This is a genomic window from Exiguobacterium sp. SH4S7, from assembly GCF_004336795.1.
Taxonomy (GTDB): Bacteria; Bacillota; Bacilli; order Exiguobacteriales; family Exiguobacteriaceae; genus Exiguobacterium; species Exiguobacterium aurantiacum_A.
This window is the reverse complement of record NZ_SJUT01000001.1, coordinates 49,857-76,338: the sequence shown is the minus strand read 5'-3', so window position 1 is coordinate 76,338 and position 26,482 is coordinate 49,857. Positions and strand designations below refer to the sequence as shown.

Genomic DNA, 26,482 nt, shown 5'->3' with positions numbered 1-26,482 from the left:
TTCTATTAATAGACCGCAATCGGTCCGTATGGTCCTTGAATGATTTCAAGCTTCGTCTCAAAGATGTCGGATAGCGTCTCGGCGACCATGATCTCATCAACCGTACCGAAGGCGGCGATCTTGCCGTCTTTCATCGCACAAATCCGGTCCGAGTACTTGGCCGCGAAGTTGATGTCGTGGAGCACGGTGACGATCGTCCGGCCGAACTCGTCGGCGACGTGGCGCAAGTATTCCATCATCTGGACCGAGCGAGCGATGTCCAAGTTATTGAGCGGCTCATCGAGCAACACGTATTCCGTCTCCTGGCAGAGCACCATCGCGACGTACGCCCGCTGGCGCTGCCCGCCCGACAGTTCATCGAGATAACGATGCTCGAGCTCCGTCAAATCAAGGAAGTCGATATACTTCGAGATGATGCGTTCATCCTCTTGCGTCAACCGTCCTTTCGAATATGGGAAGCGACCGAACCCGGCGAGCTGACGGACGGTGAGACGCGTCACGAAATGGTTCTCTTGCCGTAAAATCGTGATGATTTTCGCCAAGTCTTTCGATTTCGTGCTCGACACGTCCATCCCCGCGACTTGAATTTGACCCGCGTCTAAATCGAGCAGGCGGCCAATCATCATGAGCGTCGTCGACTTGCCGGCCCCGTTCGGCCCAATCAACGACGTGAACCCGGCTTTCGGGATGTCGAGATTGATCGGTCCGATTCGGACGTCATCCGTATACGATTTTTGTACTTGTTCAAGTTGAATCATAGCGATTTTCTCCTTAAGATGATTGCCAAGAAAACGATTCCGCCGAACAATTCGATAATGACGGACACGACACTCGGTGTATTGAGAATGTGATACATAAAGAAATACGCGCTCGTCAACACGAAGAAACCGAGCGCGAACGCCATCGGGAACATATACTTATGGTCATACGTCGAAGCAACCTGATAGCTGAGCGTCGCCACCAAGAATCCAAAGAACGTCAGCGGTCCGATGAGCGCTGTCGATACCGACATCAATAGCGAGATGAGAATGAGCGTAAAGATGACGCTCCCCCGATGGTTCACCCCGAACGATGTCGCTACATCTTTCCCGAGTGCGACGACGTTCAAGCGATTTGAGAAGCTATACAACATGATTCCGACGACAATCACAATCGGAATGACGATTGGGAAGTACGCGGCATCAGCATGCATGACCGATCCGAACAGACGGGCCTGAAGGATATCAAAGTCCGACGGCGCGAGCATACGGCGCATGAACGAGGACACCGAATTCAAACCGGTCCCGATGATGATCCCGACGAGAAGCATGAGTTGCAGATTCCCGTATTTCCCGGACAAGAGCCAGCCATACAAGAGCAGGCTCATGAGCACCATGAGGCCGACCTGGGTCAAAAAGGCACCGGTTCCCGAAAAACCGATTAACGCACCCGCACCGAAGAAGAAGATCATGCTCGTCTGAATCGTCGAATAAAGCGCATCGAACCCGAGCAAGGATGGCGTGATGATGCGGTTGTTCGTCACCGAATGAAACGCGACCGTCGCCAAGCTTTGACAGAGCGCGGCGATCGCCATCGTAACGACGGCGACGACCCGACGCTCGACGACCGGGATGAACGACGGCGAATCGAACGGGACCGGATTGTTGTAGACGAGTAACCCGAACGCACAGAGCAGTCCGCCCACGATGAAGAATGCAAGGAACAGCCAATAACGGCGCTGTTCTCGTTTCGAACGGAACGCCGTCGCACACCGCTCTTCCGTATGCACGGATCGACCATCGACGTCATACGCTTCCCGTTGCTTCGTCTTGTTTTCGATGAGTGTGCTCATCGTACCCCTCCCGTCTTCCGTTGTCTCAAGAGAATCGCGATAAACACGACCGACCCGACCGTCCCGAGAATGAGCGATACCGGTAATTCAAACGGCATGATGATCGTCCGCGAAATCAAGTCGCTGACGAGAACCGTGCCCATACCGATGACGCATACCCACGGCAAGTTGCTGCGGAGATCGTCTCCACGAAACATCGAGACGATGTTCGGGACGATCAGTCCGAGGAACGGCAGATTACCGATGACCGTCGCGACGACACCGACCGCAAGTGCGATCAGCCCCGTCGCAATCAAGATGAGACGGCTATAGTTGACGCCAAGGCTCGTCGCGATATCTTCGCCGAGTCCGGCGAGCGTTAACCGGTTCGCTAGGATGAAGATGAAGAACGTGACGAGAATGATAAGCCACAAGTATTCATAACGTCCGACCTGCACCGATGCGAACGACCCGACGAACCAGCCTTCAATCGTCTGACTCGCTTGGAAGAACAAGCCGAGAAACGTCGACACGGCCGATACGACCGCCCCGAGCATGAGCCCGATAATCGGGACGATCAACGATGAGCGAAGTTTGACCGAGCGCAGGAACCAGAAGAAGACCATCGTTCCGATGAACGAGAAGACGATGGCCCCCGTCATGCGCATCATGAGCGTCGGCGCCGGAACGAGCAGATACACAGTGAGCAGACCGAGCCCCGCCCATTCGAGCGTCCCGGTCGTCGTCGGTTCGACGAGACGGTTTTGCGTAATCAGTTGCATGACGAGCCCCGACATCGCCATGGCGGCACCGGTCAACATGATGGCAATCGTGCGCGGGACGCGGGTAATCCAAAACATATCCGCTCCGCCCTCCTGACGAATGTCATAGACGCCGGTCACGAGCGAGAGGCATGCCAACATGAAGACAACGAGAACTGCTACGACAAAGGATTTTGTCCATATGTTAGAAAAGGAGGGCTGAGACAATGTCTCAACCCTTGCTGTCATTGGTTTTTGCACAACATGACTCCCTTACTTCGAAAGCGCGGCTGCGATATCGTTGAATAGTTCAGAGTATGTTTGAATCGACTCGTTGATGTACGTGTCGTTCGGTGCATAAACGATTTTTGCATCTGTCACGGCTTTTGTTTTTTGAAGTGCCGGTGCGTTATCGATCACGTCTGCTGCAGGTACAGCGTCTTCCATGCTCGAAATCGCCGCGTCACGGTCGAGGACGAACAACCAGTCCGGGTCACTCTCAGCAATCGCTTCAACCGATACCTCATCCCCTTGGTGGTCACCTGTCGTTTTCTCTACCTCGAGGGCAGGTGTCCAGTCAAAGATGTCATACATCGGTCCGAAGACACGACCTGTATTCGGTGCCGAGAATCCGATATCGCCGCCTGAGACGATGACTGACATCACTTTGTCTTCACCGTTGTATGAAGCTTTTACACTGTCGATCGATGCTTCGAAGCTTTTGATGAGTTCATCTGCTTCCGTTTCTTTTTCAAAGATTTGGCCGAGTGAACGCGTCGTCGTCTCAAAGCCTTCTACCAAGATTTCACCTGGCGTGCCCGCATCTTCTGGGAGCTCAATATTCAAATCGATGACGGCTGCTTCCGGAACTAATTTTTTAATGTCGTCGTAGTAGTCGGCGAATCGTTGACCGACGATGACGACATCCGGATCGACACCGGCGATTGCTTCTAAGTTCGGTTCATTGTGCATCCCGACGTCAACGATGTCTTTATCATTTTTATAAGGCAAGTCCGCTGGAATCAATCCGATTGGTGCCGCGACCAAGTCGATGTCCCAATCCGAGAGCGTCTCGAACGTCCGGTTGTCGAGCGCGACGACCTTCTCCGGGTTGAGCGGTACTTCGATCGTGCCATGTGCGTCCGTGATTTCCACCGTCTTCGGTTTCGCTTCCGCTTCCGCGTTACCCGTATCTTTTGCTTCATTCTCGTTCCCGCACGCCGCGAGCAACAAGACGAGCGATGTCGCCATGATTGATGCTTTTAATTTCCCCACTTTTTCCATCTCCCTATATGTATTGATTACGCCGACAACCTTCTCAATCGAACGGCATCCCTGTTGTTGATCTTGTCTATGTAGGCAACAGGAATGCTTTATCGTTGATAATGATTATCATTGTCGTTTTCATTGAGAAGCATAGCAAACAAAAAAAGGATGCGCAATGCCAAAATTTCAAAAAGAGATTGGAAATATTTTTCCTACTATTAATGCAAAATAAAAAGAAAGTGGTACGAGACCACTTTCTGGAGGGTTAGCGTTCAGTTTTTCTTATCCTGCTTTCTCCCGAGAATGCTGTAAGTGAGAAATAACACGAACGTGTATGTGAATGAGAAGAGGATGATTTGCAGGAGGCCGTCCGGAAGCAGTTTCACGATGAAAAACAGCGAAAAGATGATGGCAATGATCAGATGAGGACCCCGGATATCTTCCGGCAGATCGCGCCAGTAGATCACGACGAGTGCCAACGCGAGCGGTCCGCACAATGCGAGCAAGATGAAAAATGGGATCGGTCGCATCAGAAATGGTACGTCTTGTTTCTGATAATTCATGCTTCCGAAATTCCGTTCGCGAGTAACAACAGGAAAATCCAAATCGATAACGGTACAATCAATCCGATGTTCGCGAAGAGGCTGAATAATCTAACCATCTTCTCCTTCGAGAAAAGTCCCCAGATGAGTGTGGCAAGCAACGCGATATCCAAGGCGAGATACACCCAGATGGCTGTCAGCAAGTCTAAATCCGGAAAGACGCGGGCCGTTCAACGTAAACAGTGTTAAGAACGTCAACAAAAAGAGTGCGAGCGTCATATAGAGCGGTGCGTATTGGCGTCGATTCATCCAACCATCTCCTTTTCCTAATTATCCCATTCACTTATTCTATCGACAACCCTTATAGATTTTGCTACATTCACAGCAACGTACATGAAGTGATGACATTGAATACACTACTGATATTGTTGGAGGTCACGGTTATATGGGTTTTGCTTATCTAGTTGCCGCGATTATCGCGGAAGTGTTCGGATCAAGTATGTTAAAACTGAACGCAACATCGACGAACCGACTGCCGATCCTCGGTGTCGCGCTCGGATACGTGACCGCGTTTTATCTGTTGTCGCTCGCGCTCTTGTCCATCCCGCTCAGTTTCGCCTACGCGTTTTGGAGCGGGGTCGGCACGGCCGCGACGGCATTGATTGGCTTTCTCGTGTTCAAGGAACAAGTTCGAAAACAGACCGTCATCGGCATCGGACTCGTCATCGTCGGGCTCGTCTTGATGAAAATATGAAGGAGGGACACGTGTGAAAGGGTATCTATTATTACTGGTTTCGATTTCGTTCGAGGTGCTCGGTACATCGATGCTGAAGCTGTCAGACGGCTTCACAAATTTATTGCCGAGCGTAATCCTGCTTGCGAGTTTCGCCGTCTCGTTCACGCTCATGGGCTTCGTCTTGAAGACGATCCCGCTCAGTATTGCCTATAGCGTCTGGGCAGGTCTTGGCACGGTCGCGACCGGATTGATCGGGGTATTCGCCTACGGTGAAGTGCTCTCGACACTGAATAGCATCGGGCTCATCGTCATCGTGCTCGGTGTCATCGTCATGAATTTCGGGAAAACGAATACGGTACACGGCTAACGTTTTTAGAAAGGAGTGACGCGAATGCTCGCACCATTGATCGAAGAGAAAGAACGCCTTTTATTGACATCGGAAGTTCGGACGTCGCCCGAGCGATTGCGTGAACTGTTGACCGAAGATTTTTTTGAAATCGGGAGCTCAGGTCGCGTCTTATACAAAGAAGACGACACGAATACGATGGACCTTGGAGAGATTGACATCACACTGTCCGACTTCAACCTCGAAGTCATCCGCGACGATGTCGTGCTCGCTACGTATCGAACCGAGAATCACGCGACTGAGAAGACCGCTCTCCGCAGCTCGATTTGGGTCAGGATTGACGGCGTATGGAAAATGCGATTCCATCAAGGGACACCTGCACAATAACGATAGGTAGGGCGCGCCGATTTAAGCGCCCCCTTTTTTTCTATTCACCCTGCCATTTTTTTTGCTCACCCGCCTTGTCCGGATGTCCTATAATTCACGTATGAATGACACCAAAAGAGAGGGTCGACAAAATTGAATACATATAGCACACACAACCACCTTGAACCGGTCATGCGACGACCGAGAGCCACGTTAGAAGAGAAGTTAGCGCTTATGGAGTCACGCCGAAAGAAATTGATGTTCGAGCCGACGATCCCGCTCGATGCCATCCGTAAAAAGAAACCGTCCATCACCGTCACGTTCTCCGTCGGTGGCTTCGGTGTCCACAACGAGTCCACGTTGACGTTCTTTGAAGACGGGTCGGTCAAACGAGAAGTGATTTGGCGCGAAGATTACGACTTGAGCGTAGCAATCCCAAGCTCAGGTTGGTACGAAAAGGAGGATGCGATACGCGTCCACGAACGATTCGTCGCCCTCTCCTCACATCGTTGGCCTGAAGTGTTTGAAGAAAAAGGATATTACACCACCGATGGGACGCAGTGGAGCCTTGTTGTGAAACGTCACGGGAAACTTATCCATCAGCATTCCGGCAGCAACGCCTACCCATCGAGCTGGAAAGCCGTCACGGAACTGTTCGGCATCTCGTGAACCGACAAAGGGAGCACCCACTTGGGCGCTCCCTTTTCTCATATCGCCTGAATCATCTCGACCCGATTGCCGAACGGGTCGCGGAACTCGAACCGGTCAAAGCCAGGGATTGGAATCCCTTCGAGCCGCTCGATTCCTTCTGCTTCGAGTTTCCGTCCCCATTCCGCTAGATCAGTCACCGTATAGGCGACATGTGCTTTCGTCGTCAGCCGATCGACCCCGTCCTCGGTACCGACATGGACGCTTTGGTCGCCGACTTGAAGCCAAAACCCGCCTCGACCTTGAAGCGACTCCGGTTTCTCAATCTCAATCAGACCGAGCACGCCGCAATAAAACGCGCGTGCTGTCGCTTCTTCACCTTTTGGGATCGTGATTTGGACGTGATGGATGCCTGTGATCATGTCGTGTTCTCCTTCTCATACGTCAATCCGATAAACTGCAGCTTTTGGTTGAACAGGCGCGGATACGCCATATAGCCGACCATGACGGCTGAAATCGTCGCCGTCGTCAAAATGAGGAACAAGATGAGCAGTTGATACAACACCGCCTCCATCGGGTCGGCGCCGCCGATGATAAGGCCGCTCATCATGCCGGGAAGCTGGACGAGCCCCATCGTCTTTTGTGCCTCGACGGTCGGGATCATACTCGTCCGGATGGCGTTCTTCAAGCTCCGCTCGATTGCGATTTTCGGTGCCCCGCCCATCGACAGGATGAGCTCGATGACCTCGTCGCTCCGTTCGACCTCGTCTTTGAACTTGTTCAAAAACAGGAGTGACAACACCATACAGTTGCCGATGACCATACCGCTGATCGGAATGACTTTCTCCGGCTCGAACGGGATGATGCCGAGCCCGAGCATGAGCCCCATCGTCAGCGACTCGACCGTGACGAGCGTGAGGACGATCATCCAGGTGATGCCAGGGATGCCGTCCCCTTTTTTGATGATGTTTTGCGTCGCCGCGCCAATCATGAGGAGGATCATGAGCAGCATGAACACCGGGGTATCGCTCTCGAAGACGAACGTCAAAATGTAGCCGATCAACAACAGTTGAATGATCGAGCGTACCGTCGCGATGACGATGTCACGCTCGAGACCGAGCTTCAAAAATAACGCCAACCCGAGCGGAATCGCCACGAAAATCAAGGAAGTCATCAGTTCGATGAAAGTCATAGCTCTTCCCCCCTGACGAAACGTCCGATCATCGGATTGTCCGACTCATCGATGAACGACGCGTCTCCGAACTCAATCAATTCCCCGTTCCGTAAAAACCACATGTCGTCACTGACCCGTCTCGCTTGATCGAGGTCGTGGGTGATCCAAATGACGGTGACCCCGAAATCTTTTTGAAGTCGCACGATCAAATGCTCGATCTCTTTCACCGTCCGGTAGTCGAGGCTCGACGTGATCTCATCTAACAGCAAGACGTCCGGTTTATTGACGAGCGTCCGGGCGATGGCGACCCGGCTCCGCTCCCCGCCTGACAACGTCTTGATCGGTTGGTCGAGCGAGATGCCGTCCAAGTCGACTTTTCCGAGCAGCTCTGTCGCTTTAGCCCGGTCGAGCGTCTCCCCGAAAATCGCTTTCGGTAAATTCAAGTTGTCGTACACCGTCCCGTCGATCATCGGGGCGCTTTGGAACGCCATGCCGATCTGTTTCCGGAGCGCGATGACATCGATATCGCGGATGTTCTCGCCTTTGAAATAAATGTCGCCCGCGTCCGGCGATAGTAGCCCGTTAATATGCTTCAGGCACGTCGTCTTGCCGGCGCCGCTCGGTCCGACGAACGTCGTGATCCGGCCTTCGCGGAAGTAGCCGGTGATGTTATGTAGGATGTCGTTATGACTGACCCCAATGAATTCGATAATGTGCATGTGTCTTCAATCCTTTCTCGATCCGATCCCTATTTACTGAAAGTTAGACACGTCGTCGACCACGACGTCACCGTTTGAATCAAGTAACGGCGTGATGCCGCCACCCGTCCCGACCCATGTCTGGATGTAGTTGACACCGGTCGCTGTGTCGACGAGTATCATAACTTGGCCAAGTTCCGGCAACTGTTCCGTCAATTTGACTTGGAAACGCGTCGCCACTGTCACTTCCTCGTCTGTTTTTTTCTTGAATAACATGACATCCCGCCTTCCTACTGTTAACTGTACGCAACATGACCCTTGGTTTCAATGAATGCGATATCTCCAAGGCTGACAAATCCTTAACCCGTTCATTTTTGTTTAATATGACTACAAAAAAACACGCCAGGTTTCGGCGTGTTTTCAAGCGTAGCTCCGTTCGATGACAAAACTTGTCTTGTCCCCTCGGAAATATGAACGTGAGTACTCGATCGTTTTTCCTGACGCGTCCTCGGTCACCGTCTCGATATAAAAGCACGGCGTCCCGAGCGGACAGTCGAGAAGATCGCTTATCCGTTCGTCGGCGAGCGCGATCTCGAGCGCCTCGGTCGTCTTGGCGACGTGGACGTCGTGGACTTCCGCTAGCGTTTGGAACAGCGAATGCTCGGCCTGGTCTTTCGTGATACCCGGCGCGATCTGCCACGGGATGAACGAGACCTCGTATTGCGTCGGCTCCCCGTCGGCGTGACGGATCCGTTCGATCTTTTGGATCGGTGCTTGTTCGTCGACCGTGAATACGTCGGCGAGCTGGGCGTTCGCCGAGACGACCGACAAGTCGATGAGCGACACTTGGCCGCGCTTGCCTTGAACGGCGAGCTGGGCCGCGTAATTGTTCGGCGTATGCGATAACGTCTGCCGGACTTTCTTCCCGGCGACGAACGTGCCGCGCCCTTGCTGGCGGACGAGATAGCCTTCCGTCGTCAACTGGTTGAGCGCGCCGCGGACCGTCGTCCGGCTGACGTCGAACTCTTCGCATAACGCGTACTCGGTCGGGAATTTCTCGCCTTCTGTATAATGTCCGCTCTTGATACGGGACAATAACTCTTCTTTGATGGCTGTTTGAAGCGTCGACTGCGACATTCTGTCACCCCTTTGTGTCATCCTTCTTTCCTTTATTCTGATACAGCAAACATACAAATGCAAATACAAAAAACAATTTGTATTATTTGTACTTTTTATATTGCGACAAGTTGTACTATTTGTTATATTTGTTACAACAAAAAGAAATCGCTTTCACAAGGAGGAGTTGGCACTATGGCAGTCAAGGTCGTCATCATCGGTGGAGGTTCGAGTTATACCCCCGAAATCATTGAAGGTTTGATCCAGCGACAAGCGACGTTTCCGGTTCGGGAGATCGTTCTTGTCGACATCGAGGAAGGGAGAGACAAATTAGACATCGTCGGCCGTCTCGCCGAACGGATGATTCAAAAGGCAGGCGCTGACATCAGACTCAGTTGGACGCTCGACCGGAAAGCAGCACTTGTTGGCGCCGACTTCGTCTCGACGCAGATCCGCGTCGGTGGCCTGAAAGCCCGCGCCTTGGATGAACGCATCCCGCTCAAGCACGGCTTCATCGGTCAAGAGACGAACGGTGCTGGCGGCTTGTTCAAAGCGTTCCGGACAATCCCGGTTTTGATCGAGCTCGCTAATGAGGTGGCGGAGATTTGCCCGGACGCGTGGCTCGTCAACTTCACGAACCCGGCCGGTATCGTCACCGAGGCCGTCTTGCAACACTCGGCCCACAAAAAAGTCATCGGCGTCTGTAACATCCCGTTCAACATGCGCAACTCGGTCGCTGAGATTTTAGACACCCCGGTCGAACGTGTCGCCATCGAATTCATCGGACTCAACCATTTCGTGTTCGGCCGCCACGTCTGGGTCGACGGCGTCGATCGCACGGACGACGTGCTCGCGTCACTGAACGCCGGCACCGACTACTCGCCGGCGAACATCGTCGGGCTCGGTTGGAGCGAGTCGTTCTTGAGATCGCTCCGCATGTTGCCGAACCCGTACCATCAATACTATTTCCAAACGGCGGACGTACTCGCGAAAGATTTAGCGGCGTATGAACAGAACGGCACGCGCGCCGAGGTCGTCCAGCAAGTCGAGGCGCAACTGTTCGAGAAATACAAAGACGTCGAACTCGACGTGAAGCCTGTTGAGCTCGAACAGCGCGGCGGCGCCTACTATTCCGACGCCGCCTGCAACTTGATGGATTCGATCTACAACGACCGCGGTGATATCCAGACGGTGAACACGTTAAACCGCGGCGCGATTCGTGATTTACCGGACGACGCCGTCATCGAAGTGAACGCCGTCATCACGAAGGCTGGTCCACGTCCGATTTCAATCGGTGCGTTACCGCTCCCGATCAAAGGACTCATCACTAATTTGAAGACGTTTGAACAGCTCGCCATCCGCGCAGCGATGTCCGGCTCATACAACGATGCCTACCTCGCCTGCCTGATGAACCCGCTCATCCAAGATGAGAAGAAAATCGATCCGCTCCTCCGTGAGCTGTTCGACGCGCATGAAGCGTACTTACCCCAATTTAAGAAGGAGGTTTACTCATGAATAAGTTTATCGAAATCGCTGGGCGCATCGGTTCCCAGCGACACTTAGTCGCCATCCGTGATGGATTCGTCTCGGTCATGCCGCTCATCATCGTCGGTTCGCTCGCTGTCCTCATTAACAACTTCCCGGCCATCAATTTAGGTGGCCTCTCGCTCGACTTCGTCGGCATGATGAACAATGCGTTCGGCGAAGGGAACTGGCAAGGACTCGGCGGCAACATTTGGACAGCCTCGTTCGCCATATTAGGCCTTTTGGTCGCTTTCTCGATCGGGTATAACTTGGCCCGGTCATATGGAGTCGATGGGCTCGCCGCCGGTATTTTATCGGTCGCGTCGTACATCATGCTCGTGCCGGTCACAGAAGACTGGGGACTTAACTTCGCTTGGCTCGGTGCCCAAGGATTATTCGTTGCCATCATCGTCTCGATTGCAGTCACCGAACTGTTCCGTTACCTCATTAACACGAAATTGACGATCAAGATGCCGGAAGGCGTACCGGGTGGGGTCACCCGTTCGTTCCAAGCACTCATCCCGTCGATGCTCATCTTGACGCTCGTCGCCGGAGTTCAGCTGTTCATGACACTCCAAGTCGAGCTCAGCATTTTTGAAGTCATCTTTAAAGTCATCCAGCAACCGCTTCAAGGGTTCGGTGACTCGCTCGCGGCCGGTCTCGTCATCGCCTTCTTGAACCATATCCTTTGGTTCTTCGGACTGCACGGCACGAACATCATCGGTTCGGTCATCGAGCCGATCTATCTCCCGCTCATCGAGCAAAACTTGGCCGCGTTCCAAGCAGGCGTCTCGGCGTATGACGTCCCGTACACGGTGACAAAACCGTTCCTCGACTCGTTCGTCTTCATGGGCGGATCAGGTACGACGTTCGCCCTGCTTCTCGCCATCTTCATCGTCGTCCGCAAGCAGCGCAACCACCCGTATCACCAAGTTGCGAAACTGTCGGCGCCGGCTGGACTGTTCAACATTAACGAACCGGTCATCTTCGGTCTCCCGATCGTGTTGAACCCGGTCATGTTGATCCCGTTCATCTTGGTACCGGTCACGCTCACGATCGTGTCATATGTCGCCCTCTCGACGGGCATGGTACCGAAGACGGTCGCCATCGTCCCATGGACGACGCCACCGATCATCAGTGGTTACCTCGTCACCGGCGGTAGCGTCCGCGGCGTCTTGCTCCAAATCGTCAACTTGACGATTGCGACGGCGATGTATATCCCGTTCGTCATGGCAGGAGCGAAAGCGATGACGGCCGAAATCAATAAAAATAAAGCAGAAGTCAACGAAGGAGAGAAAATCAGTTGAAGACAGAAAGCATTCAACAATTATCGTTCATGATCATCTTACACGCCGGAAACGCCCGCTCATCGGCGTTCGAGGCGATTGCCGCCGCCAAACGCGGCGAAGGTGAACTTGCTGAAGCGAAAATGAAAGAAGCGGATGAGGCGTTTTTAGAAGCACACAAGCTTCAAACCGAGCTGTTGCAAGAAGAGGCACGCGGGGCGACGAGCGACATGAGCGTCCTGCTCGTCCACGCCCAAGATCACTTGATGACGGCAATGACCGTCAAAGAACTTGCGATCGAGATGGTCGATATGATCACTCGACTCAACCAATTGGAGGAATTGAAATGAACATCTTACTCGTCTGCTCGGCCGGTATGTCGACATCGATCCTTGTTGAAAAAATGCGCACCGAGGCTGCCTCACGTGGCTTGGACGCGACAATCGAAGCTATCCCGGAATCACGCTTGAAAGAACAAACGAACGTCGACGTCATCTTGATTGGACCACAAGTCCGCTACCTCGAAGGTAAGATCAAAGCATCCGTCACGGTACCGGTCGCTGTCATCGACAATATGGCTTACGGGCTCATGAAAGGCGACCAAGTGCTCGACCAAGCGCTCGGTCTCGTGCAAAATGCATAAAACGCACGTCTTGATCAACGCCGATGACTTTGGACTGACATCTGGTGTGAATACCGGAATCCTCGACAGTCACGTCCACGGTATCGTCAATTCGGCGACGATGATGATGAACGGCTATGCCGTCGAGGAGGCCGTCACGATGGCAAAACTTCATCCCGTCTTACGTGTCGGCGTTCATCTCGCCTTGACGTGGGGACGGCCGCTCGCAAAGACAAGTACACCGCTCACGAAAGCAGACGGGACGTTCCGCTACACGAACCGGTTTCTGACGGAAGCGGCACCGGACCCTGAGCTCGTCTATCTCGAATGGAAAGCGCAAATCGAGGCGTTCCGCGCGACGGGACTGTCGCTCCATCACCTCGACAGCCATCATCACGTCCATGGCTGGCCGGCGATCCAAGACGTCATCGTCCGTCTCGCCGAAGAATATGACACGACGTTTCGGGCCTTAACGACACTCGATGCACGACGGGACTTGTGGGTGACCGAGCGGTTCAGTGACCAGTTCTACGGCGATGGTGTGTCCCGGGCAACGCTCGACGCCATTCAACCAGGCGACTCGATCGAAGTCATGGTCCACCCGGCCGACATCGATGAGATTTTACCAAGCGTCACGTCTTACCTCGTGCAACGCTTACTGGAAAAGCAACTATTGATCAACTATGAGCGCCCTGATTGGTGGGTGTAGAAAAAGAGAGTTGTTCACCGTTTACCGGCGAACAACTCTCTTTTCTGTTCGTAGATTAACCAGGTAGACCTCTTTCTTGTCTACTCATGTCTTCAATCACTATGTCATAGATCTCACCTAACGACGCACAATATTTAACGAGATCCCACGGTTCGTTCGTGTGAAAATGAATCTTGATTAGATTTTCGTCCCCGACTGCCAACAAACAATCTCCCGCGAAGCTTGTGTTGATGTACTCAAATATCGCATCTTCGGACAGTTGCTCCCCTTCGATCAACAGTTGTGTATCATATTTGAATTCTATCATCTTGTTCACCTCCAATTTCAAAGGATAGACTAGACAGAGTGTAATGATTACCATCTAGTGCTAGATTATCTCTTTTAGTACCGATTGGCAAATCAGCCGTCGCTCTTCAAACTTCTAAAGGTTGAACTGGCGTTGGATCTGTCGCGCGACCGTTTCGGCATTAAGGTCCGTATTGTTGATCCGCAAATAGTTGTCGACATCGATCTCCCCATCACGCGAGTTCAAGCGGTACAGCGTCGCCGTCTGCTTCAGCTCGGCCTCGGACCAAGCGATATCCCGTTTCGTCGGCTTGTGTGCAAGCCGGTTCTCGGTCGTGTTCCGGGCGAGCCGCTCCTCGATGTCCGCTTCGAGCTCGACGTAGTAGACGTCCGCCCCGTGCGACTCGAACAGTTCCGCCACTCCTTCGATGTAGGTCCGGTCTTCTTCCATATCAAACGCCCAGACGAACGTGAAGATCAAGCCGGGCTGATCGCTTTTCGCGACCGCTTCGAATAACTCGTGCCGAAACAGTTGGACGAGCCGGCGCCCCTCGTCCGTCCCGTAATCAAAGAACGGGCTGACGAGATCGATCGTCATATGGTTATGCAGTAACTTCAATCCTGTCTGTTTCGCGAGTTCCTGTCCGACCGTCATCTTGCCGACGGCTTGTGGACCGATCAGTATGACAAGCTTCATTCTTCCCCCGTCCTTTATCCATTTTTTTCTAGCATACCATACGGCTCGAGTCCTCGAATAGGAACACTGAAAAGCGGGAAAACACGTACCAACGGCTGCTCAGCTTCTAAGGAGGACATTCCCATGCCAAAAGACCCCAAACTCGAACGCTTCGTCCTACGTGTCTCTGTATTTGGCTCCTTGTTCTTCGCCATCGCCGGCATCATCGTCGGTTATGCGTTATCGTCCGCCTTCATCCTGTTCGATGGAGTTTATTCGTTCTTGAGCGTCATCATGAGCTGGATCTCGCTCCGGGCCGGCGTGTTCATGCTGACGTCGGACAAGCGCTTCCCGTTCGGCAAGAGCACGATCGAGCCGTTCATCATCTTGTTCCAATATGGTGTCCTCTTATTCATCATCGTCAACGCCTTCCTCGGTGCGATCGATGATATCCGCGCCGGCGGCAACGACCTCGTCCTCGGTTGGGCGCTCGTCTATCTTACGATCAGCGGCGCATTGACGTACGGGATCTTCCGCTACTTACGGACGTTCCAGATGAAAGCGAGCTCCGGTCTCGTCAGTGCCGAGATCGTCCAATGGCGACTCAGCTTCATCTTGACCGGTGGTGCCCTCATCGGCTATTTGATCGCCCAAGTGCTCGTCTGGCTATCGTTTGACGCCATCTCCCCGTACGTCGACCCGGTCATGCTCATGCTGATCACCCTTTGGCTCGTCAAGACGCCGCTCATCGAGATGTGGGTCGCCATCAAAGAATTGATCGGGATGAACACCGAGACCCCGTACAGTAAACAGATCACACTCACCATCCTCCAAGTCGCCCATCAATACGAAGTCTCGAAAACATACGTCCGGACGACGAAGTCCGGTAATCTTCTGTTCATCGAGATCGACCTCGTCGTGGCGAAAGACTACCCGTATGACAAAATCGCCGAGCAGGACCGGATCCGTCAAAAGATCGAGGACGCGCTCGCCTTCTTGCCGTATGAGAAATGGCTGACGATCTCGTTCACACAAGACAATCGCTGGGCAGAATAATAGCGAGCGACATAACGTCACTCGCTACTTTTTATTGCTCAAACGCCCGGCGCAGAATCTCTTCTTCCTCGGCGTTTCCTAAGTTCCGGTTCACGACGCGCTCGATGTCGATGTCGAGTTCATCTTTCAATAAGTTCGCACTCCGATCTTGCCCGATGATGACGACCTCGTTCCATTTATGTTTCTTGTGTAAGGAACGAATCTCACCGGCGATATCCCGGTAAAACCGTCGGACTTGTTTTTCTTTCCGGCTGTCGAATTGGTCGATTTGGCTGCTTGACGCTGCCTCGCCACCTTTGCCGCGACCTTGGTACCGTCTCCATTGATCGGTGTCTAAATCAAGATCGAACACGACGACGTCCTCAACTTCACCGAGCCGCGTATCGTAGGCGGTGATGCTGTCGAGCTGGGCGAGCAAGATGCCCGTGTTCGGGAATTCGGCGTCGAGTCTCTCGATTTGGTCCAAGTTAGGTTTGTCACCGTAATGGAAGTCGTTCTCAACGTCAAGCTGCAGGAAGTGGAGCTCGAATAAGCCATCATTTCCTTCCGCAAACAAGACGATGCTGCGCAACAGCTTATGCTCGTTGCCCATAATCTCACGCTCGGCCCGTTCCCAGACGCCTTTGAACGCTTTCAACTTCGCCTCGTCCCCGTTCTTGATTTCTTGCTCGAGTCGGCGCAGCTCGTTCTTCAAATGAATCTCCCATTTGTCGCGCTCGCTCGGCTTCGTACTTAAGTAGAGACTCAGTACGCCCGCCTCCGCGTTATGCAGTTGCTTGATTTTTCCGAGTTCTGTTGATAATGCCATCTTGTTCCCTCCTCAGTAAATGAACGCAGCAAGTATCCCTGTGATGAACACAGATGTGATCGTGACCGTCGAGAACCCGGCGACAATCATTTTCGGTAATATTTCATCCTCGATAATATGCACCTCCTCTTCCGTCTCCCCGATATTCTTCGCCGCCTCTTCGCTCAAGATGAGTGTTCCTGGGAAACCATATAACGACGTCAACCCGATCGCCATCGACATCTCTTTCGAGTAGCCGAGGAAGCGGCCGACGAGGAGCGCAAACAACAAAAGTCCGGACACGCCGAGAACGAATGAAATCGTGATCGGCACGATCAAATCGAACAACGCACTCGGTGACAGCGTCGCGAGTGGTCCGAAGATGATGAGCAGGATGGCGATCATGATGAGACCGTACGCATCGATCCCGTTCAACGCGTTCGCTTTCAAAACCTTGAAGCGGCGCAACACGATACCGAGGATCAAGGCGATGACGAACGTGTTCAGGTAACCGTTCGTCCATCCGCTGATGACGGTCGAAATCAAGACGACGACCCCCATGACGAACAACGTCCCGGCCGTCGTATGGAACGGCGCCGGCAAAATCGAGTCGTCCGTCTCGTCATGGACGACGGCATGTTGTTCAGGCGTGACGAGCGTCCCGTCCCGATGTGCCGTCCGGATGCGGAGCGCCTCTTTCCGTAAGATGATCGACGTGAGCGGAAAACCAATCAGCCCTTGCGTCGCCGCGATCAAGACCGGGAATACAGCGACCGAGACGAGTCCCGCGTTGACGGCGGCGTCTTGGACGAGAATGATCGAGATCGTCCCACCGCTGATAGCTGCGATGGCACTTAAAATATAATTCGTATCGAGGAAAAATTGCCCGATCACGTATAGAAAAATCCCGATGCCGAGCACGGCGGAGACACCGATGACGAACGTCTTCCATTGCCGCTTGAACTCGTCGAGACTGATGAGCGTCCCGAGATGGACGATAACGAGTCCGACGACCGTCTGACCGAGGGCTAGTAAAGATGATGACGGTAACAAATCTTCCGGGAACAATCCGGATTTGAAGCCGACGAGAAAGATGACAGACGCGACAAATAGCGAGGACAGCAACGCTTTCGTTTTCTTGGCGACGAAATCACTGATCGTCCAAATGAGCATGACGATTGTGAAGGCGAGTAAGGAGTTCATGAAGGGCTCCCCTTTCCAAAGTTAGACGCGCGGTTGGTAGCTGAATCCTAATCCATGCACATCGGCGACGTTGTAGACGATCATGAACGAGCGTTTATCGATTGCGTCGATCGTTCTGAGTGCCGTCTGATATTCGCCACGTGTCAACACGATCATCAACATTTCCCGATTTTCTCCTTGAAACCCTCCTCTCACGTCAAAGACCGTGATTCCCCGGTCGACGTCCCGATAGAGCGCCTGCTTGATGTCGTCTAGGTGCGACTCGCTCATGATGAAGATGGCTTTTTTCCGGTCGAGGCCGAGCTCGATATACGCCATGACCGCCGACGTCAAAATGATCGAGGCGATTGCGAACAGAAACGATTCGATCCCGAAGACGAACAAGCTTGAGACGACGATGAGCGCGTCGGTCAAAAAGAAGCCGATCGCCGTGTTCAACCCGGTGTATTTGTTCAAGATGAGCGGCGGGATCGTCGTCCCTCCGCTCGAGGCACCGATTCGATACAGCATGGCGACCGCCGCAGCGAACAAGATACTGCCGAACACGACCGAGAAGAACCGGTCTGTCGTGACCATATATTTCGGGACGACGGCGAGAACGAGCGGCAAGAACAGGCTGCCGAGCAGCGTATTGTAAAACACTTTCTTCCCGAGAAAGACGAACGTCAAGACGAGCATGACCCCGTTCAAGACGAAGACGACGATCGAGCGGTCGATGCCGATCACTTCTTCTAACAAAATCCCGATCCCGGTCACGCCACCGGCCGCAATCTCGTGAGGACCTAAAAACAAGTTGATCGCCAACCCGAGGACGATGATCGAGGCGAGGATGATGCCGACGTCAATGATTCGTTTTCGCACGACAACCCATCCCCTTCCCTCATGCTTGGAACGACTGCATCGTCTCAATCAACCGGAGTACGAACGTCACACTGTCCTCGAGCTCTTTGATCGGGATCGACTCATCGACCGTATGGATCGCGTCGTACCCGATGGAGACGTTGAGTGCGACTTTTCCGAACTCGTTGAACACGTTGGCATCACTCCCACCGCCGCTATGCTCATAACGTACCGGAAACGAAGTATGCGCGAGCGCTGCCGAGACGTGGCGGACGAACGGTTCGTCTTCCTCGAACCGATAGCTCCGGATCATCTGTTGTTGCTTGATGTCGACCGTGCCGCCATGGTTTTGTGCCGCTCGTTCGAACGTCTCGATCATGTGTGCGACTTGTTCGACGCAGGCGTCGTGATCGAGCGACCGGGCCTCCCCGACGAGCGTCGCATGTTCCATGACGACGTTACTGCCGGTCCCTCCCGAGATCTTGCCGATGTTCGCGGTCGTTTGTTCAGTGATGCGTCCGAGTTTCATCTGATGAATCGCCTCGGCCGCGATGACGAGTGCCGAGATACCTTTCTCCGGTTCGAGTCCAGCGTGGGCCGCCTTCCCGTGGATATCGATATTCAGGCTGAACATACTCGGTGAACTTAAGATGATGCCGCCGACCGGTCCGCCGTTGTCGAGGATGAGCCCGTGCTTCGCTTTCAGTGTTGACATATCGAGTGCTTTCGCTCCGAGCAAACCGACTTCTTCTCCTGGTGTGAGTACGAGTTCGATCGGCCCGTGCCGGGTTCGTCCTTCACGCAACCGTTCCACCACTTCAATCATGATGGCGATTCCGGCCTTGTCGTCGGCCGCTAAAATCGTCTCTCCTTCTGAATAGACAACATCATCCCGAATGACCGGAACGATGCCTTTACCAGGTGACACCGTATCGATATGAGCCGACAGGAATAACGGTGCGATCGAGGCGTCGCCGGCTAGACGGGCGATCAAATTGTTCGAACCGAGACCGGTCTCTGCTGTCGAGTCAGCCTCGTCAAGTTCAAGACCAAGTCCATCGAATCGTTCTTTTAAATACTCTAAAAATGGACCTTCGGCATAAGACTCTGAATCAATTTGGACGAGTTCCATGAACGTGTGGGTGATGCGCGAGGACATATTAGTCGCTCCTTTCGATCGGAAGCTTCGACTGTTTGCGTAACGCGTATAGTTTTTGCAAGTTGAGGAACGTGACTTTCAAGACGGCATAGAACGGGACGGCGAGCAGCATGCCGACGATACCGGCGAGGCGTCCCGCGACGAGCAGGACAAGGGTGATGGTGATGGGATGGACACGGAGTGACTTGCCTTGGACGAGCGGTGAGATGACGTTGGCGTCAAGCTGTTGGACGATGGTGATGGCGATGATGACGTAGAGCGCTTTGACCGGTTCGTCGATGAACGCAATCAAAACGGCGGGTGCGGCCCCGAGAAACGGACCGAAGTAAGGGATGATGTTCGTTGCGAAAATGAACAGACCGAGCGGCAGGAAGAACGGGACGTCGAGTAGCCAAAGAGCGATTGTCGCGAAGAAGCCGACGAACGTACAGACGATCAGCTGGGCCCGGACGTAACGTTTGATCGTCTCGTGCATGTCATGCAAGATATGGCGGGCGTTTTGTTCGTACGCCTCAGGGATCCACCGCACAATCGCCGTCGCGAGCTTGCCCCCGTCAATGAGCATGAACACGTACAAAAATAGCGCGATAAACAACGTGAACAGTCCAGACACGATCAGCGCGAGCACGCGTCCGAGCGAACCGGCGACAGTACCGATGAGTGAACCGAGCGCGTCGGTCAACTGACGAATCCACGTCTCAATCGATGCCGCGTTCTGCTCGGCATAGTCCCGAAACCACGCGTATTCCTCGAGCCGTCCGTACAGCAGCAAAAACTGGCGATAGCTCCCTTCGGCAAAACGTGGGAACGCGTCAAGCAGCGCGAGCAGTTGCCTTGTGATGAGCGGTCCGAGCGTGACGACGAACAACACGACGAGGGTGAGGAGCAACAGGAGCACGCTCAAAATCGCAAGTGACCGTCGCTTCCATTTGATCTCAAGGAAATCGACGAGACCGACCGTCAAATAAAACAAGATGCCGGCGAACAAGAACGGTGTCAGTACGGTCGCGAAAAAGATACCGATTGGATAGAACAAAAACTCGACTTGTTTCGCCATGAAGATGATCGTCAAAATGAGCAGTACCCAGATGCCATTACGGAACGCACGCGTTGTCCAAAAGGGCTGCATGGACGTTTCCCCCTTTTTGAAGGATATCTATTTCTTTCCCGATTTTCGGAAGTTCATTCCATCCCTGTCTGCTTACCCCGTCAAAATATTGTTTATCCCCTCTTTATTTAAGGTATAGCTAATCATCTATGTATATGAAAGAAGGTGTCACCCTCGTGACTTGTCCACGCTGCGGAACGAAGACCCGCTCAAAAACAACTGCTTGTCCGACGTGTGGCCATCGCCCCCGTCGCTTGAAATGGATTGCCATTTCGACCGTGATTGCACTTATCGCATTCATCTCTATTTTAACAGTCGCCTATTTGAAAGAAGCTCCTCGTTCGACGGACTCACTCGCTGACAAAGTCAACTTGAATATCGCCGAAGACACCGTCTCAGCCGATAACGCTTCGATGATTGATTTGGCGACGCTCGAGAAAAGTCTGTTTTCTGTCGGTGCCGGGACAGGGTTTTTAATCAGCCCGCAAGATATTTTGACGGCTGCCCATAATGTTGAAGGTTTGACGACGATGACAATCGACCACGATGGGAAGAAAATTAAAGGGACCGTCGTCGGACGTACCGTCGACATCGCCGTCATCCGGATCAATCAAATGAAAGAGACGCCGTTCATGTTCAGTCACGCGATTGCTGCGGCGGACGAAACGCTCATCACGCTCATGCCGTCTAAACGGATCGAAGGCCAGATGACGTTCAATGAAACCGGGTATGAGCGCGAGTTCGATATCCCGAGACGGGCAATCGGCAGTCCGATTGTTGCTTCAGATGGACGGGTACTCGCCATGCACCTCAAGTCAAAAGCACTCCCGGTCGCCCTGTTCGAACAAGACGTGCTCGCGTTTCTTGAATCGGACACACCAGCGCCACCGTTAGCTAAACTAGCACCGGTCGCACCAATCACGCCACCTCGAAATGAGCAACCTGTGACGGAACCAGCGCCAGCGCCGCAACCAGAATCCGAGGCCCCTGCCCCGGAAGCTGCGCCAGAACCGGCCGCGCCTGCCGAAGAGCCGATTGAAGACGCACCGGCAACGCCAGAGGAAACGCCAGAGCCTGAAGTCGTTGAACCGGAAGTACCAGCTGAAGAACCGACGCCGCCTCCCGTCACAGAAGAACCGGTCACGCCGGAACCTCCTGTGACAGAACCGGCAGAACCGGTGGCGCCTGAAAAACCAGCGGCTGAAGCGGAGAAACCAGTCAAAAAGCAAGAAAGCAAACCGAAAGATCAGCCAAAAGAGAAACCAGTCACAGAAGAAAAACCGGTTAAAAAAGACCAACCCGCTAAACAAGAAAAGCATGTTGAAAAAGAACAGCCTACTAAAAAAGAACAGCCCGTTAAACAAGAAAAGCCTGTTAAAAAAGAACAGCCTACTAAACAAGAACAACCTGCTAAACAAGAACAGCCTGTTAAAAAAGAACAGCCTGCCAAACAAGAAAAGCCTGCTAAACAAGAAAAGCCTGCTAAAGAAGAAAAAGCTAAACCGGCTGCCACAGAGCGAGACGAAGAAAGCACGCCTTCCGACTAAATCGGAAGACGTGCTTTTTACTCGCCCTTATTCAATTTGCGTTGCACGTTACCGACCGCGGCCCCGAGTAACAGCAGCAAAATCGATAGCATCCAAAACGGGATCGCGTCTTGCAAGAGCCAGACGAGAAATGCGCTCAGCGCGATGACGCCGCCGAGCCAAAGAAAATTCCACTGTCCCATATGACTCACCTCGCATCCATCATAGCACATCAATCCGGTGCGCCGCCGCCTGGGGCGGCAATGATTTCGTCATCATCTCACTATGCTCGACCCGCACGAATTGGCCGACCGTGAGCGTTGATATGTCCCCGATCTGCTCGTCTAGATGAAACACGATGCCGTCGAACGGTTCAGCCTCCAACTTCGGTGCGACCCGAATTCGCGCTGCCTCGAGTTCGACGATATAGCCCGTGAACGTGACCACGTTGATCCCTCCTTCCCCCAAATGCGCTCCCCCTCTTTTCTTTTCCCATTTTTTCAAATAATGCTACTTCGTGAAGCGATTGACTTGTATAATAAAGCGACAATCACAAAAGCTGGGAGGGACCTCATTTGAAACACACCATCGACTTACACACCCCAGACTTTCAGCGCACCTTCCTTGAGATGATGCTCCTTGAAGAGTTAATCGAAGACTATAACGCCGAGGCCATCGAGACGCTCATCGTCCGCGGCGAGACGGCTTTCCCGAACGACCCGTTCTTCCCGGCGATGCGCGCTTATCCGCTCATTCGCGAAGGCGATTTCAAGACAGCCAGACAAGTGCTCGAAACCGCGAGTACGATGGGTGACCATTACCTCATCCATTGCCTGCACGGCGCCCTCAGCGAAGACGCCGGGTTTACGTTTGAGGCCGAGCAACATTACTGCCGCGCCGTCGAGCGCTATCCGGACGTGCCGATGACACGGCGCGCCCTCGCCGTCCATTACTTCAATCGTAAATTCTACGGCGAAGCGGGCTTACACATCATGCACTACGTCCGTCTCGCCGGTTTCAGCGAAGAGACCGTGCCGATGTTGCTCGAATTCTTCCAAGCGTTCGATGAGATCCCGCTCGAGATGAACGACGAGCTGCTCAAAGCCGCAATCGGCTATTTGAACGCAAATCCGCGAAACCCGCGGGCCCATTCGCTCTATGCCTCGATTTGCAGCCACCGGGTCGAGATGCTCGTCAAACGTTTGCCGGAAGACGGTCAACTCGACGACGAGACGATCGCGACGCTGCTCGAAGTCGAAGAGCACGGCATGTGGAGCGCGACGTACGACGATAGTGAGGACAAAATGTTCCGCGCCATGTTCGCCGACTATATCGATAACGTCGTCTTACCGAACACGTCCCGAACGTATGTATATCGCCTGCGTCTGCGCTACTGGTATCATCGCCTGACCCACCGCCTGACCGGGGGCTATGCGGATACGATGCGACAATCCTAAACGACAGCCCGAACTCAAAAAGAGTTCGGGCTGTCGTCTGCTTATGGTATTGAATGCTGTCTAACTCACCCCATATACGGATGAATCGGTCCGCGCAGTTCAAATGAGTAGTCCTCGTGATTGACGATGCCGACCGTTTCATCGCTCTCAAGCAATTGAACTAAAAACTCGGCCATCTCTTCGGCCGTATGGTACTTCGCGACGTTCTCACTGTAATCGAAGTTCTCTTCCTCGCGGGCCCGGCTCGCGAATCCGGTCTCGGTCGCAGCCGGTGCGAGCACTTTCGCCCGCAACTTGTCGCCGTTTTGGATAAGTTCTTGGGCGAGTCCTTCCGTGTAGGCGCTGACGAAGAACTTCGTCGCGCTGTACGTGACCCCTTTCGCCGCGATGCGGTAGCCGACGACCGAGGCGATGTTTAGGAGTGTCGCCCCTTCGACCTTATGGTAGTCCCGAACGTACAAGTTCGACAAGACGGTCAGCGCCTCGACGTTTAGACGAATCATGTTTTCCATTTTCCCGACTTCGGCGTCTTTCACAAGATTCGAGTCCCCGAACCCAGCGTTATTGATCCACGTCTCGATATCGAGGTTGGCGAGCGACTCATAGAGTGCATAGACGTTTTCACTATATGACAAGTCATTCGTTTTGAGGATGACGTCGCTGTCTGGTGAGATCGACTTGATCTCGTCACGCAATTTTTGAAGCTCGTCCGTACGACGCGCGACGAGCACGAGCGATTTCCCTTGCTTGGCAAGCTGCTTCGCCGCCTCGTAGCCGATGCCTGAACTTGCCCCTGTGATGACCGTATATTTCATTCAAATTCCCCTTTTCCATCTAAAATGCGTTCTATCCCGTCATTCCCGAAACGTAGCATCGTCAATCCTTTGAACGTACAAAAGCCGTCCGAGGACGGCTAAAGTCACGTATTGAATTTTCCGATCAACGTCTGCAGATCGCCCGTCATGTTCCCGAGTGACTCGGCGACGCCGTTCAACTCTTGGATCATCGCGAGCTGTGAATCGGCTGTCTCGCCGACCGAACGCATCGTCTGCGCCATCTGTTCGCTCTCGGTCGCAATCCCGAGGGCGGCCGTGGCGACTTGTTTTGTCGTCAAAGCGATCTCGTTTGAGGCGACACGAATATGTTTCGTGTTCTCAACCGACGTCTCGAGTTGGACGACGATTTGTTGGAACGCGTTTGTCGCTTTCTCCAACAGTTTCGTATTCGCCTCGACCCGCTTCGCACTGAGTTCGTGCCTTGCGAGCACGGCGTTTGATTGGACTTGGATCGATTCGATCAACCCGGCGATCCGTGTCGCCGACTGTTTCGACTGTTCGGCGAGTTTCCGGACTTCTTCGGCGACGACGGCAAACCCTTTGCCTTGTTCACCGGCCCGGGCGGCTTCGATGGCCGCGTTCAAGGCGAGCAAGTTCGTCTGGTCCGTGATTGATTGGATGACTTCCGTGATCAAGGCGATCTCGTCCGACTGATGTTTCAACGCCGCGATCGATTCCCCGGTCATTCGTGTCTCGGTTGCAAGGGCGAGCACTTCTTGTTTCGCTTGTTGAATCGTCTCGTCCCCTTGTTCGGCGAGCTTTAGACTCATCGCGACGTCTTCGCTGATCGTCCCGATTGAACGGGCGATCTGTTCGACGCCTTCATCGGCCGCAGCGACCGCTTTGGCACTGCCCGTCGCTTCTTTCGCTTGTTGAATCGTCTCTTCGACGACCGCCTCGATCATCCGCGTCGTTTCTTCAGTTTGCGACGACATCTCTTCCGTGCTGGCGTAAAGCTCTTCCGATTGCGCCGTGATCTCTTGGGCGTTACGGTTCACTTCATTGATCAACTCACGCAAGTTGCCTTTCATTTGGTTGAAGCCGACCATGAGCTGCCCGATCTCGTCACGCGTCAGCGCGTCCAAGTCGGCGCGTGTCAAATCGCCATTCGCGACGACGGCGACTTCGTCTGACAACATCCGGAGTGGGACGGTCACCATTTGTTTCAAGGCGTAACCGGCACCAATTGTCAGGAGCAAGATGAGAATCGCGATTCCCGCGGAGTACAAGACTGCCTTCTCACCTAACTTTTCAAGTCTTCGTTGCTGCTCAAACATCTCCGCCTCTGACTCGGCTTGTAACCGCTCGCCCGTCTCCGTGATTGAAGCTGTCACATCCGGCATGAGTCGAAGCGCGAGTCGGTCGATCGACTCTTCGTCCCCTTCATCGATTGCTGCAATCAATTGGGCGGCTAACTCATCATAGCCGGTTGCATAGGATAAAAGATTCTCGAGTTCTGTCCGCTCTTCTTCTGTCTCGGCAAGTTCGATGAGTGTCTGAATCGCCTGTTTCTTGTCTTCTGACCCACGTTTCTCTGCGTCGAGACGCGAGTCATCTTGCTCGAGTATGTAACCCCGAAGTCCATATGCCTGACGCGTCATGCCGAGCGACAGGTCGTCGGCCGCCTTCATCTTCATCACATCATGGCTAATCATATCTTCATACTGATTCGTCATATTTTGAAGCGTCCATAAGTTATAGCCCATGCCGAACGCAACGAACAATAAAATAAGTCCGATACCACTAAATAATTTTTGCGTTAATGACAGTGTTTTCAATCGTTTCATCTCTTTTGAGGAACACGTCCTCTCCCACCTCTACTTCTCTCTAATTTTGTATTGCCATTCTTATATCGGATGACGAAACCTAATATGTACCAAATAAAAGAAGTCTGACTTCTTATTGACTACCTTTATCAGTTTTATGTTCCAATTTTTGTCACAAT

At 53.2% G+C, this 26,482-nt stretch carries 34 protein-coding genes; 12 read left to right on the top strand and 22 right to left on the bottom strand.

Annotated features, from left to right (window positions below; translation table 11 throughout):
* Positions 1-5: 5 nt before the first annotated feature.
* From EVJ29_RS00410 to EVJ29_RS15520, 6 genes are all read right to left on the bottom strand, one after another.
* Positions 6-758 carry an iron ABC transporter ATP-binding protein gene (locus EVJ29_RS00410; protein ID WP_070328510.1) on the bottom strand — a complete coding sequence of 251 codons (753 nt, stop codon included), beginning with the start codon at positions 756-758 and terminating at the stop codon, positions 6-8.
* Positions 755-1,831: an iron chelate uptake ABC transporter family permease subunit gene (locus EVJ29_RS00405; protein ID WP_131464230.1), complete on the bottom strand. Its 1,077-nt coding sequence runs from the start codon at positions 1,829-1,831 to the stop codon at positions 755-757. The genes EVJ29_RS00410 and EVJ29_RS00405 overlap by 4 nt, the downstream gene beginning before the upstream one ends.
* Positions 1,828-2,820 (bottom strand): ABC transporter permease, encoded by a 993-nt coding sequence (locus tag EVJ29_RS00400; protein WP_370259176.1) that lies wholly within the window; start codon positions 2,818-2,820, stop codon positions 1,828-1,830. Before EVJ29_RS00400 ends, EVJ29_RS00405 begins: the two co-directional genes overlap by 4 nt.
* Before the next feature lie 24 nt (positions 2,821-2,844).
* Positions 2,845-3,846: a siderophore ABC transporter substrate-binding protein gene (locus EVJ29_RS00395; RefSeq protein WP_442899280.1), complete on the bottom strand. Its 1,002-nt coding sequence runs from the start codon at positions 3,844-3,846 to the stop codon at positions 2,845-2,847.
* A gap of 263 nt (positions 3,847-4,109) precedes the next feature.
* Positions 4,110-4,400, bottom strand: a complete 291-nt coding sequence (locus tag EVJ29_RS00390) for a hypothetical protein (protein WP_131504569.1) — start codon at positions 4,398-4,400, stop codon at positions 4,110-4,112.
* Positions 4,397-4,582: a hypothetical protein gene (locus EVJ29_RS15520; protein ID WP_236633333.1), complete on the bottom strand. Its 186-nt coding sequence runs from the start codon at positions 4,580-4,582 to the stop codon at positions 4,397-4,399. The genes EVJ29_RS00390 and EVJ29_RS15520 overlap by 4 nt, the downstream gene beginning before the upstream one ends.
* A 242-nt stretch (positions 4,583-4,824) precedes the next feature.
* Between EVJ29_RS15520 and EVJ29_RS00380 the strand changes: the two genes are divergently transcribed.
* The 4 genes from EVJ29_RS00380 (at position 4,825) to EVJ29_RS00365 (ending at position 6,496) form a co-directional block, all read left to right on the top strand.
* Positions 4,825-5,133, top strand: coding sequence for a DMT family transporter (locus EVJ29_RS00380; RefSeq protein WP_070328504.1), 309 nt, complete (start codon positions 4,825-4,827; stop codon positions 5,131-5,133).
* A gap of 13 nt (positions 5,134-5,146) precedes the next feature.
* Entirely contained in the window at positions 5,147-5,482 is a 336-nt protein-coding gene (locus tag EVJ29_RS00375) for a DMT family transporter (RefSeq protein ID WP_131490109.1), read from the top strand.
* Positions 5,483-5,506: 24 nt separating this feature from the next.
* Positions 5,507-5,848 (top strand): nuclear transport factor 2 family protein, encoded by a 342-nt coding sequence (locus EVJ29_RS00370; protein WP_131504568.1) that lies wholly within the window; start codon positions 5,507-5,509, stop codon positions 5,846-5,848.
* A gap of 171 nt (positions 5,849-6,019) precedes the next feature.
* Entirely contained in the window at positions 6,020-6,496 is a 477-nt protein-coding gene (locus EVJ29_RS00365; RefSeq protein WP_131464242.1) for a hypothetical protein, read from the top strand.
* A 38-nt stretch (positions 6,497-6,534) separates the two neighbouring features.
* Here EVJ29_RS00365 and EVJ29_RS00360 read toward each other — a convergent pair whose 3' ends face one another.
* From EVJ29_RS00360 to EVJ29_RS00340, 5 genes are all read right to left on the bottom strand, one after another.
* Positions 6,535-6,897 (bottom strand): VOC family protein, encoded by a 363-nt coding sequence (locus EVJ29_RS00360; protein ID WP_131504567.1) that lies wholly within the window; start codon positions 6,895-6,897, stop codon positions 6,535-6,537.
* Positions 6,894-7,667: an ABC transporter permease gene (locus EVJ29_RS00355; protein WP_131504566.1), complete on the bottom strand. Its 774-nt coding sequence runs from the start codon at positions 7,665-7,667 to the stop codon at positions 6,894-6,896. The genes EVJ29_RS00360 and EVJ29_RS00355 overlap by 4 nt, the downstream gene beginning before the upstream one ends.
* Positions 7,664-8,368 carry an ABC transporter ATP-binding protein gene (locus EVJ29_RS00350; protein WP_070328498.1) on the bottom strand — a complete coding sequence of 235 codons (705 nt, stop codon included), beginning with the start codon at positions 8,366-8,368 and terminating at the stop codon, positions 7,664-7,666. Before EVJ29_RS00350 ends, EVJ29_RS00355 begins: the two co-directional genes overlap by 4 nt.
* A 33-nt stretch (positions 8,369-8,401) precedes the next feature.
* Positions 8,402-8,623 (bottom strand): DUF6440 family protein, encoded by a 222-nt coding sequence (locus EVJ29_RS00345; RefSeq protein WP_131464248.1) that lies wholly within the window; start codon positions 8,621-8,623, stop codon positions 8,402-8,404.
* A 144-nt stretch (positions 8,624-8,767) separates the two neighbouring features.
* Positions 8,768-9,484: a GntR family transcriptional regulator gene (locus tag EVJ29_RS00340; RefSeq protein ID WP_131456437.1), complete on the bottom strand. Its 717-nt coding sequence runs from the start codon at positions 9,482-9,484 to the stop codon at positions 8,768-8,770.
* 174 nt (positions 9,485-9,658) lie between these two features.
* Here EVJ29_RS00340 and EVJ29_RS00335 point away from each other — a divergent pair, with 174 nt between their 5' ends.
* The 5 genes from EVJ29_RS00335 to EVJ29_RS00315 are packed head-to-tail and all read left to right on the top strand — an operon-like array spanning position 9,659 to position 13,604.
* Positions 9,659-10,978, top strand: coding sequence for a 6-phospho-beta-glucosidase (locus EVJ29_RS00335; RefSeq protein WP_131504565.1), 1,320 nt, complete (start codon positions 9,659-9,661; stop codon positions 10,976-10,978).
* Positions 10,975-12,294 carry a PTS cellobiose transporter subunit IIC gene (celB, locus tag EVJ29_RS00330; protein ID WP_071398176.1) on the top strand — a complete coding sequence of 440 codons (1,320 nt, stop codon included), beginning with the start codon at positions 10,975-10,977 and terminating at the stop codon, positions 12,292-12,294. Before EVJ29_RS00335 ends, celB begins: the two co-directional genes overlap by 4 nt.
* A gap of 29 nt (positions 12,295-12,323) precedes the next feature.
* Complete coding sequence (locus EVJ29_RS00325; protein WP_035386318.1) at positions 12,324-12,623, top strand: PTS lactose/cellobiose transporter subunit IIA; 300 nt, start codon at positions 12,324-12,326, stop codon at positions 12,621-12,623.
* Positions 12,620-12,916, top strand: a complete 297-nt coding sequence (locus EVJ29_RS00320) for a PTS sugar transporter subunit IIB (protein ID WP_071398177.1) — start codon at positions 12,620-12,622, stop codon at positions 12,914-12,916. Before EVJ29_RS00325 ends, EVJ29_RS00320 begins: the two co-directional genes overlap by 4 nt.
* A complete protein-coding gene (locus tag EVJ29_RS00315) occupies positions 12,909-13,604 on the top strand; it encodes a carbohydrate deacetylase (RefSeq protein WP_131504564.1) in 696 nt (231 codons plus the stop codon). Before EVJ29_RS00320 ends, EVJ29_RS00315 begins: the two co-directional genes overlap by 8 nt.
* A 55-nt stretch (positions 13,605-13,659) precedes the next feature.
* Here the strand turns inward: EVJ29_RS00315 and EVJ29_RS15665 are convergent, their stop codons facing one another.
* Complete coding sequence (locus EVJ29_RS15665; RefSeq protein ID WP_035386313.1) at positions 13,660-13,911, bottom strand: dihydroxyacetone kinase; 252 nt, start codon at positions 13,909-13,911, stop codon at positions 13,660-13,662.
* A 114-nt stretch (positions 13,912-14,025) separates the two neighbouring features.
* Positions 14,026-14,586, bottom strand: coding sequence for an AAA family ATPase (locus EVJ29_RS00305; RefSeq protein ID WP_131504563.1), 561 nt, complete (start codon positions 14,584-14,586; stop codon positions 14,026-14,028).
* 123 nt (positions 14,587-14,709) lie between these two features.
* Between EVJ29_RS00305 and EVJ29_RS00300 the strand changes: the two genes are divergently transcribed.
* Positions 14,710-15,621, top strand: coding sequence for a cation diffusion facilitator family transporter (locus EVJ29_RS00300; RefSeq protein ID WP_131504562.1), 912 nt, complete (start codon positions 14,710-14,712; stop codon positions 15,619-15,621).
* Positions 15,622-15,652: 31 nt separating this feature from the next.
* Here the strand turns inward: EVJ29_RS00300 and EVJ29_RS00295 are convergent, their stop codons facing one another.
* The 5 genes from EVJ29_RS00295 to EVJ29_RS00275 are packed head-to-tail and all read right to left on the bottom strand — an operon-like array spanning position 15,653 to position 20,739.
* Positions 15,653-16,429, bottom strand: coding sequence for a VLRF1 family aeRF1-type release factor (locus EVJ29_RS00295; protein WP_131504561.1), 777 nt, complete (start codon positions 16,427-16,429; stop codon positions 15,653-15,655).
* Positions 16,430-16,441: 12 nt separating this feature from the next.
* Complete coding sequence (locus EVJ29_RS00290; protein WP_071398181.1) at positions 16,442-17,611, bottom strand: hypothetical protein; 1,170 nt, start codon at positions 17,609-17,611, stop codon at positions 16,442-16,444.
* Between the two features lie 21 nt (positions 17,612-17,632).
* A complete protein-coding gene (locus EVJ29_RS00285; protein WP_131504560.1) occupies positions 17,633-18,472 on the bottom strand; it encodes a YitT family protein in 840 nt (279 codons plus the stop codon).
* A gap of 19 nt (positions 18,473-18,491) precedes the next feature.
* Positions 18,492-19,610, bottom strand: a complete 1,119-nt coding sequence (locus EVJ29_RS00280; protein ID WP_131504559.1) for a M20/M25/M40 family metallo-hydrolase — start codon at positions 19,608-19,610, stop codon at positions 18,492-18,494.
* A 1-nt stretch (position 19,611) separates the two neighbouring features.
* Positions 19,612-20,739: an AI-2E family transporter gene (locus EVJ29_RS00275; RefSeq protein ID WP_131438926.1), complete on the bottom strand. Its 1,128-nt coding sequence runs from the start codon at positions 20,737-20,739 to the stop codon at positions 19,612-19,614.
* A 128-nt stretch (positions 20,740-20,867) separates the two neighbouring features.
* Here EVJ29_RS00275 and EVJ29_RS00270 point away from each other — a divergent pair, with 128 nt between their 5' ends.
* Entirely contained in the window at positions 20,868-22,265 is a 1,398-nt protein-coding gene (locus EVJ29_RS00270) for a trypsin-like peptidase domain-containing protein (protein WP_131504558.1), read from the top strand.
* A 17-nt stretch (positions 22,266-22,282) separates the two neighbouring features.
* Here the strand turns inward: EVJ29_RS00270 and EVJ29_RS15440 are convergent, their stop codons facing one another.
* Positions 22,283-22,447: a hypothetical protein gene (locus EVJ29_RS15440; protein WP_167615699.1), complete on the bottom strand. Its 165-nt coding sequence runs from the start codon at positions 22,445-22,447 to the stop codon at positions 22,283-22,285.
* A gap of 19 nt (positions 22,448-22,466) precedes the next feature.
* A complete protein-coding gene (locus EVJ29_RS00265; RefSeq protein WP_131468883.1) occupies positions 22,467-22,691 on the bottom strand; it encodes a DUF3221 domain-containing protein in 225 nt (74 codons plus the stop codon).
* Positions 22,692-22,819: 128 nt separating this feature from the next.
* On the opposite strand from EVJ29_RS00265, the gene EVJ29_RS00260 reads away from it, so the two are divergent.
* Positions 22,820-23,701 (top strand): tetratricopeptide repeat protein, encoded by an 882-nt coding sequence (locus EVJ29_RS00260; RefSeq protein ID WP_236633332.1) that lies wholly within the window; start codon positions 22,820-22,822, stop codon positions 23,699-23,701.
* Between the two features lie 65 nt (positions 23,702-23,766).
* On the opposite strand, the gene EVJ29_RS00255 is transcribed toward EVJ29_RS00260, so the two are convergent.
* Both EVJ29_RS00255 and EVJ29_RS00250 read right to left on the bottom strand, forming a co-directional pair.
* A complete protein-coding gene (locus EVJ29_RS00255) occupies positions 23,767-24,516 on the bottom strand; it encodes an SDR family NAD(P)-dependent oxidoreductase (protein WP_131504557.1) in 750 nt (249 codons plus the stop codon).
* A gap of 104 nt (positions 24,517-24,620) precedes the next feature.
* Entirely contained in the window at positions 24,621-26,324 is a 1,704-nt protein-coding gene (locus EVJ29_RS00250; RefSeq protein WP_131490119.1) for a methyl-accepting chemotaxis protein, read from the bottom strand.
* Between the last annotated feature and the right edge of the window lie 158 nt (positions 26,325-26,482).

Coding starts and splice junctions, on each gene's coding strand:
- EVJ29_RS00410 (WP_070328510.1), bottom strand. CDS start 758: ATGATTCAACTTGAACAAGTACAAAAATCGTATACGGATGACGTCCGA.
- EVJ29_RS00405 (WP_131464230.1), bottom strand. CDS start 1,831: ATGAGCACACTCATCGAAAACAAGACGAAGCAACGGGAAGCGTATGAC.
- EVJ29_RS00400 (WP_370259176.1), bottom strand. CDS start 2,820: ATGACAGCAAGGGTTGAGACATTGTCTCAGCCCTCCTTTTCTAACATA.
- EVJ29_RS00390 (WP_131504569.1), bottom strand. CDS start 4,400: ATGAATTATCAGAAACAAGACGTACCATTTCTGATGCGACCGATCCCA.
- EVJ29_RS00380 (WP_070328504.1), top strand. CDS start 4,825: ATGGGTTTTGCTTATCTAGTTGCCGCGATTATCGCGGAAGTGTTCGGA.
- EVJ29_RS00370 (WP_131504568.1), top strand. CDS start 5,507: ATGCTCGCACCATTGATCGAAGAGAAAGAACGCCTTTTATTGACATCG.
- EVJ29_RS00365 (WP_131464242.1), top strand. CDS start 6,020: ATGCGACGACCGAGAGCCACGTTAGAAGAGAAGTTAGCGCTTATGGAG.
- EVJ29_RS00360 (WP_131504567.1), bottom strand. CDS start 6,897: ATGATCACAGGCATCCATCACGTCCAAATCACGATCCCAAAAGGTGAA.
- EVJ29_RS00355 (WP_131504566.1), bottom strand. CDS start 7,667: ATGACTTTCATCGAACTGATGACTTCCTTGATTTTCGTGGCGATTCCG.
- EVJ29_RS00350 (WP_070328498.1), bottom strand. CDS start 8,368: ATGCACATTATCGAATTCATTGGGGTCAGTCATAACGACATCCTACAT.
- EVJ29_RS00345 (WP_131464248.1), bottom strand. CDS start 8,623: ATGTTATTCAAGAAAAAAACAGACGAGGAAGTGACAGTGGCGACGCGT.
- EVJ29_RS00340 (WP_131456437.1), bottom strand. CDS start 9,484: ATGTCGCAGTCGACGCTTCAAACAGCCATCAAAGAAGAGTTATTGTCC.
- EVJ29_RS00335 (WP_131504565.1), top strand. CDS start 9,659: ATGGCAGTCAAGGTCGTCATCATCGGTGGAGGTTCGAGTTATACCCCC.
- celB (WP_071398176.1), top strand. CDS start 10,975: ATGAATAAGTTTATCGAAATCGCTGGGCGCATCGGTTCCCAGCGACAC.
- EVJ29_RS00325 (WP_035386318.1), top strand. CDS start 12,324: ATGATCATCTTACACGCCGGAAACGCCCGCTCATCGGCGTTCGAGGCG.
- EVJ29_RS00320 (WP_071398177.1), top strand. CDS start 12,620: ATGAACATCTTACTCGTCTGCTCGGCCGGTATGTCGACATCGATCCTT.
- EVJ29_RS00315 (WP_131504564.1), top strand. CDS start 12,909: ATGCATAAAACGCACGTCTTGATCAACGCCGATGACTTTGGACTGACA.
- EVJ29_RS15665 (WP_035386313.1), bottom strand. CDS start 13,911: ATGATAGAATTCAAATATGATACACAACTGTTGATCGAAGGGGAGCAA.
- EVJ29_RS00305 (WP_131504563.1), bottom strand. CDS start 14,586: ATGAAGCTTGTCATACTGATCGGTCCACAAGCCGTCGGCAAGATGACG.
- EVJ29_RS00300 (WP_131504562.1), top strand. CDS start 14,710: ATGCCAAAAGACCCCAAACTCGAACGCTTCGTCCTACGTGTCTCTGTA.
- EVJ29_RS00295 (WP_131504561.1), bottom strand. CDS start 16,429: ATGGCATTATCAACAGAACTCGGAAAAATCAAGCAACTGCATAACGCG.
- EVJ29_RS00290 (WP_071398181.1), bottom strand. CDS start 17,611: ATGAACTCCTTACTCGCCTTCACAATCGTCATGCTCATTTGGACGATC.
- EVJ29_RS00280 (WP_131504559.1), bottom strand. CDS start 19,610: ATGTCCTCGCGCATCACCCACACGTTCATGGAACTCGTCCAAATTGAT.
- EVJ29_RS00275 (WP_131438926.1), bottom strand. CDS start 20,739: ATGCAGCCCTTTTGGACAACGCGTGCGTTCCGTAATGGCATCTGGGTA.
- EVJ29_RS00270 (WP_131504558.1), top strand. CDS start 20,868: ATGTATATGAAAGAAGGTGTCACCCTCGTGACTTGTCCACGCTGCGGA.
- EVJ29_RS15440 (WP_167615699.1), bottom strand. CDS start 22,447: ATGGGACAGTGGAATTTTCTTTGGCTCGGCGGCGTCATCGCGCTGAGC.
- EVJ29_RS00255 (WP_131504557.1), bottom strand. CDS start 24,516: ATGAAATATACGGTCATCACAGGGGCAAGTTCAGGCATCGGCTACGAG.
- EVJ29_RS00250 (WP_131490119.1), bottom strand. CDS start 26,324: ATGAAACGATTGAAAACACTGTCATTAACGCAAAAATTATTTAGTGGT.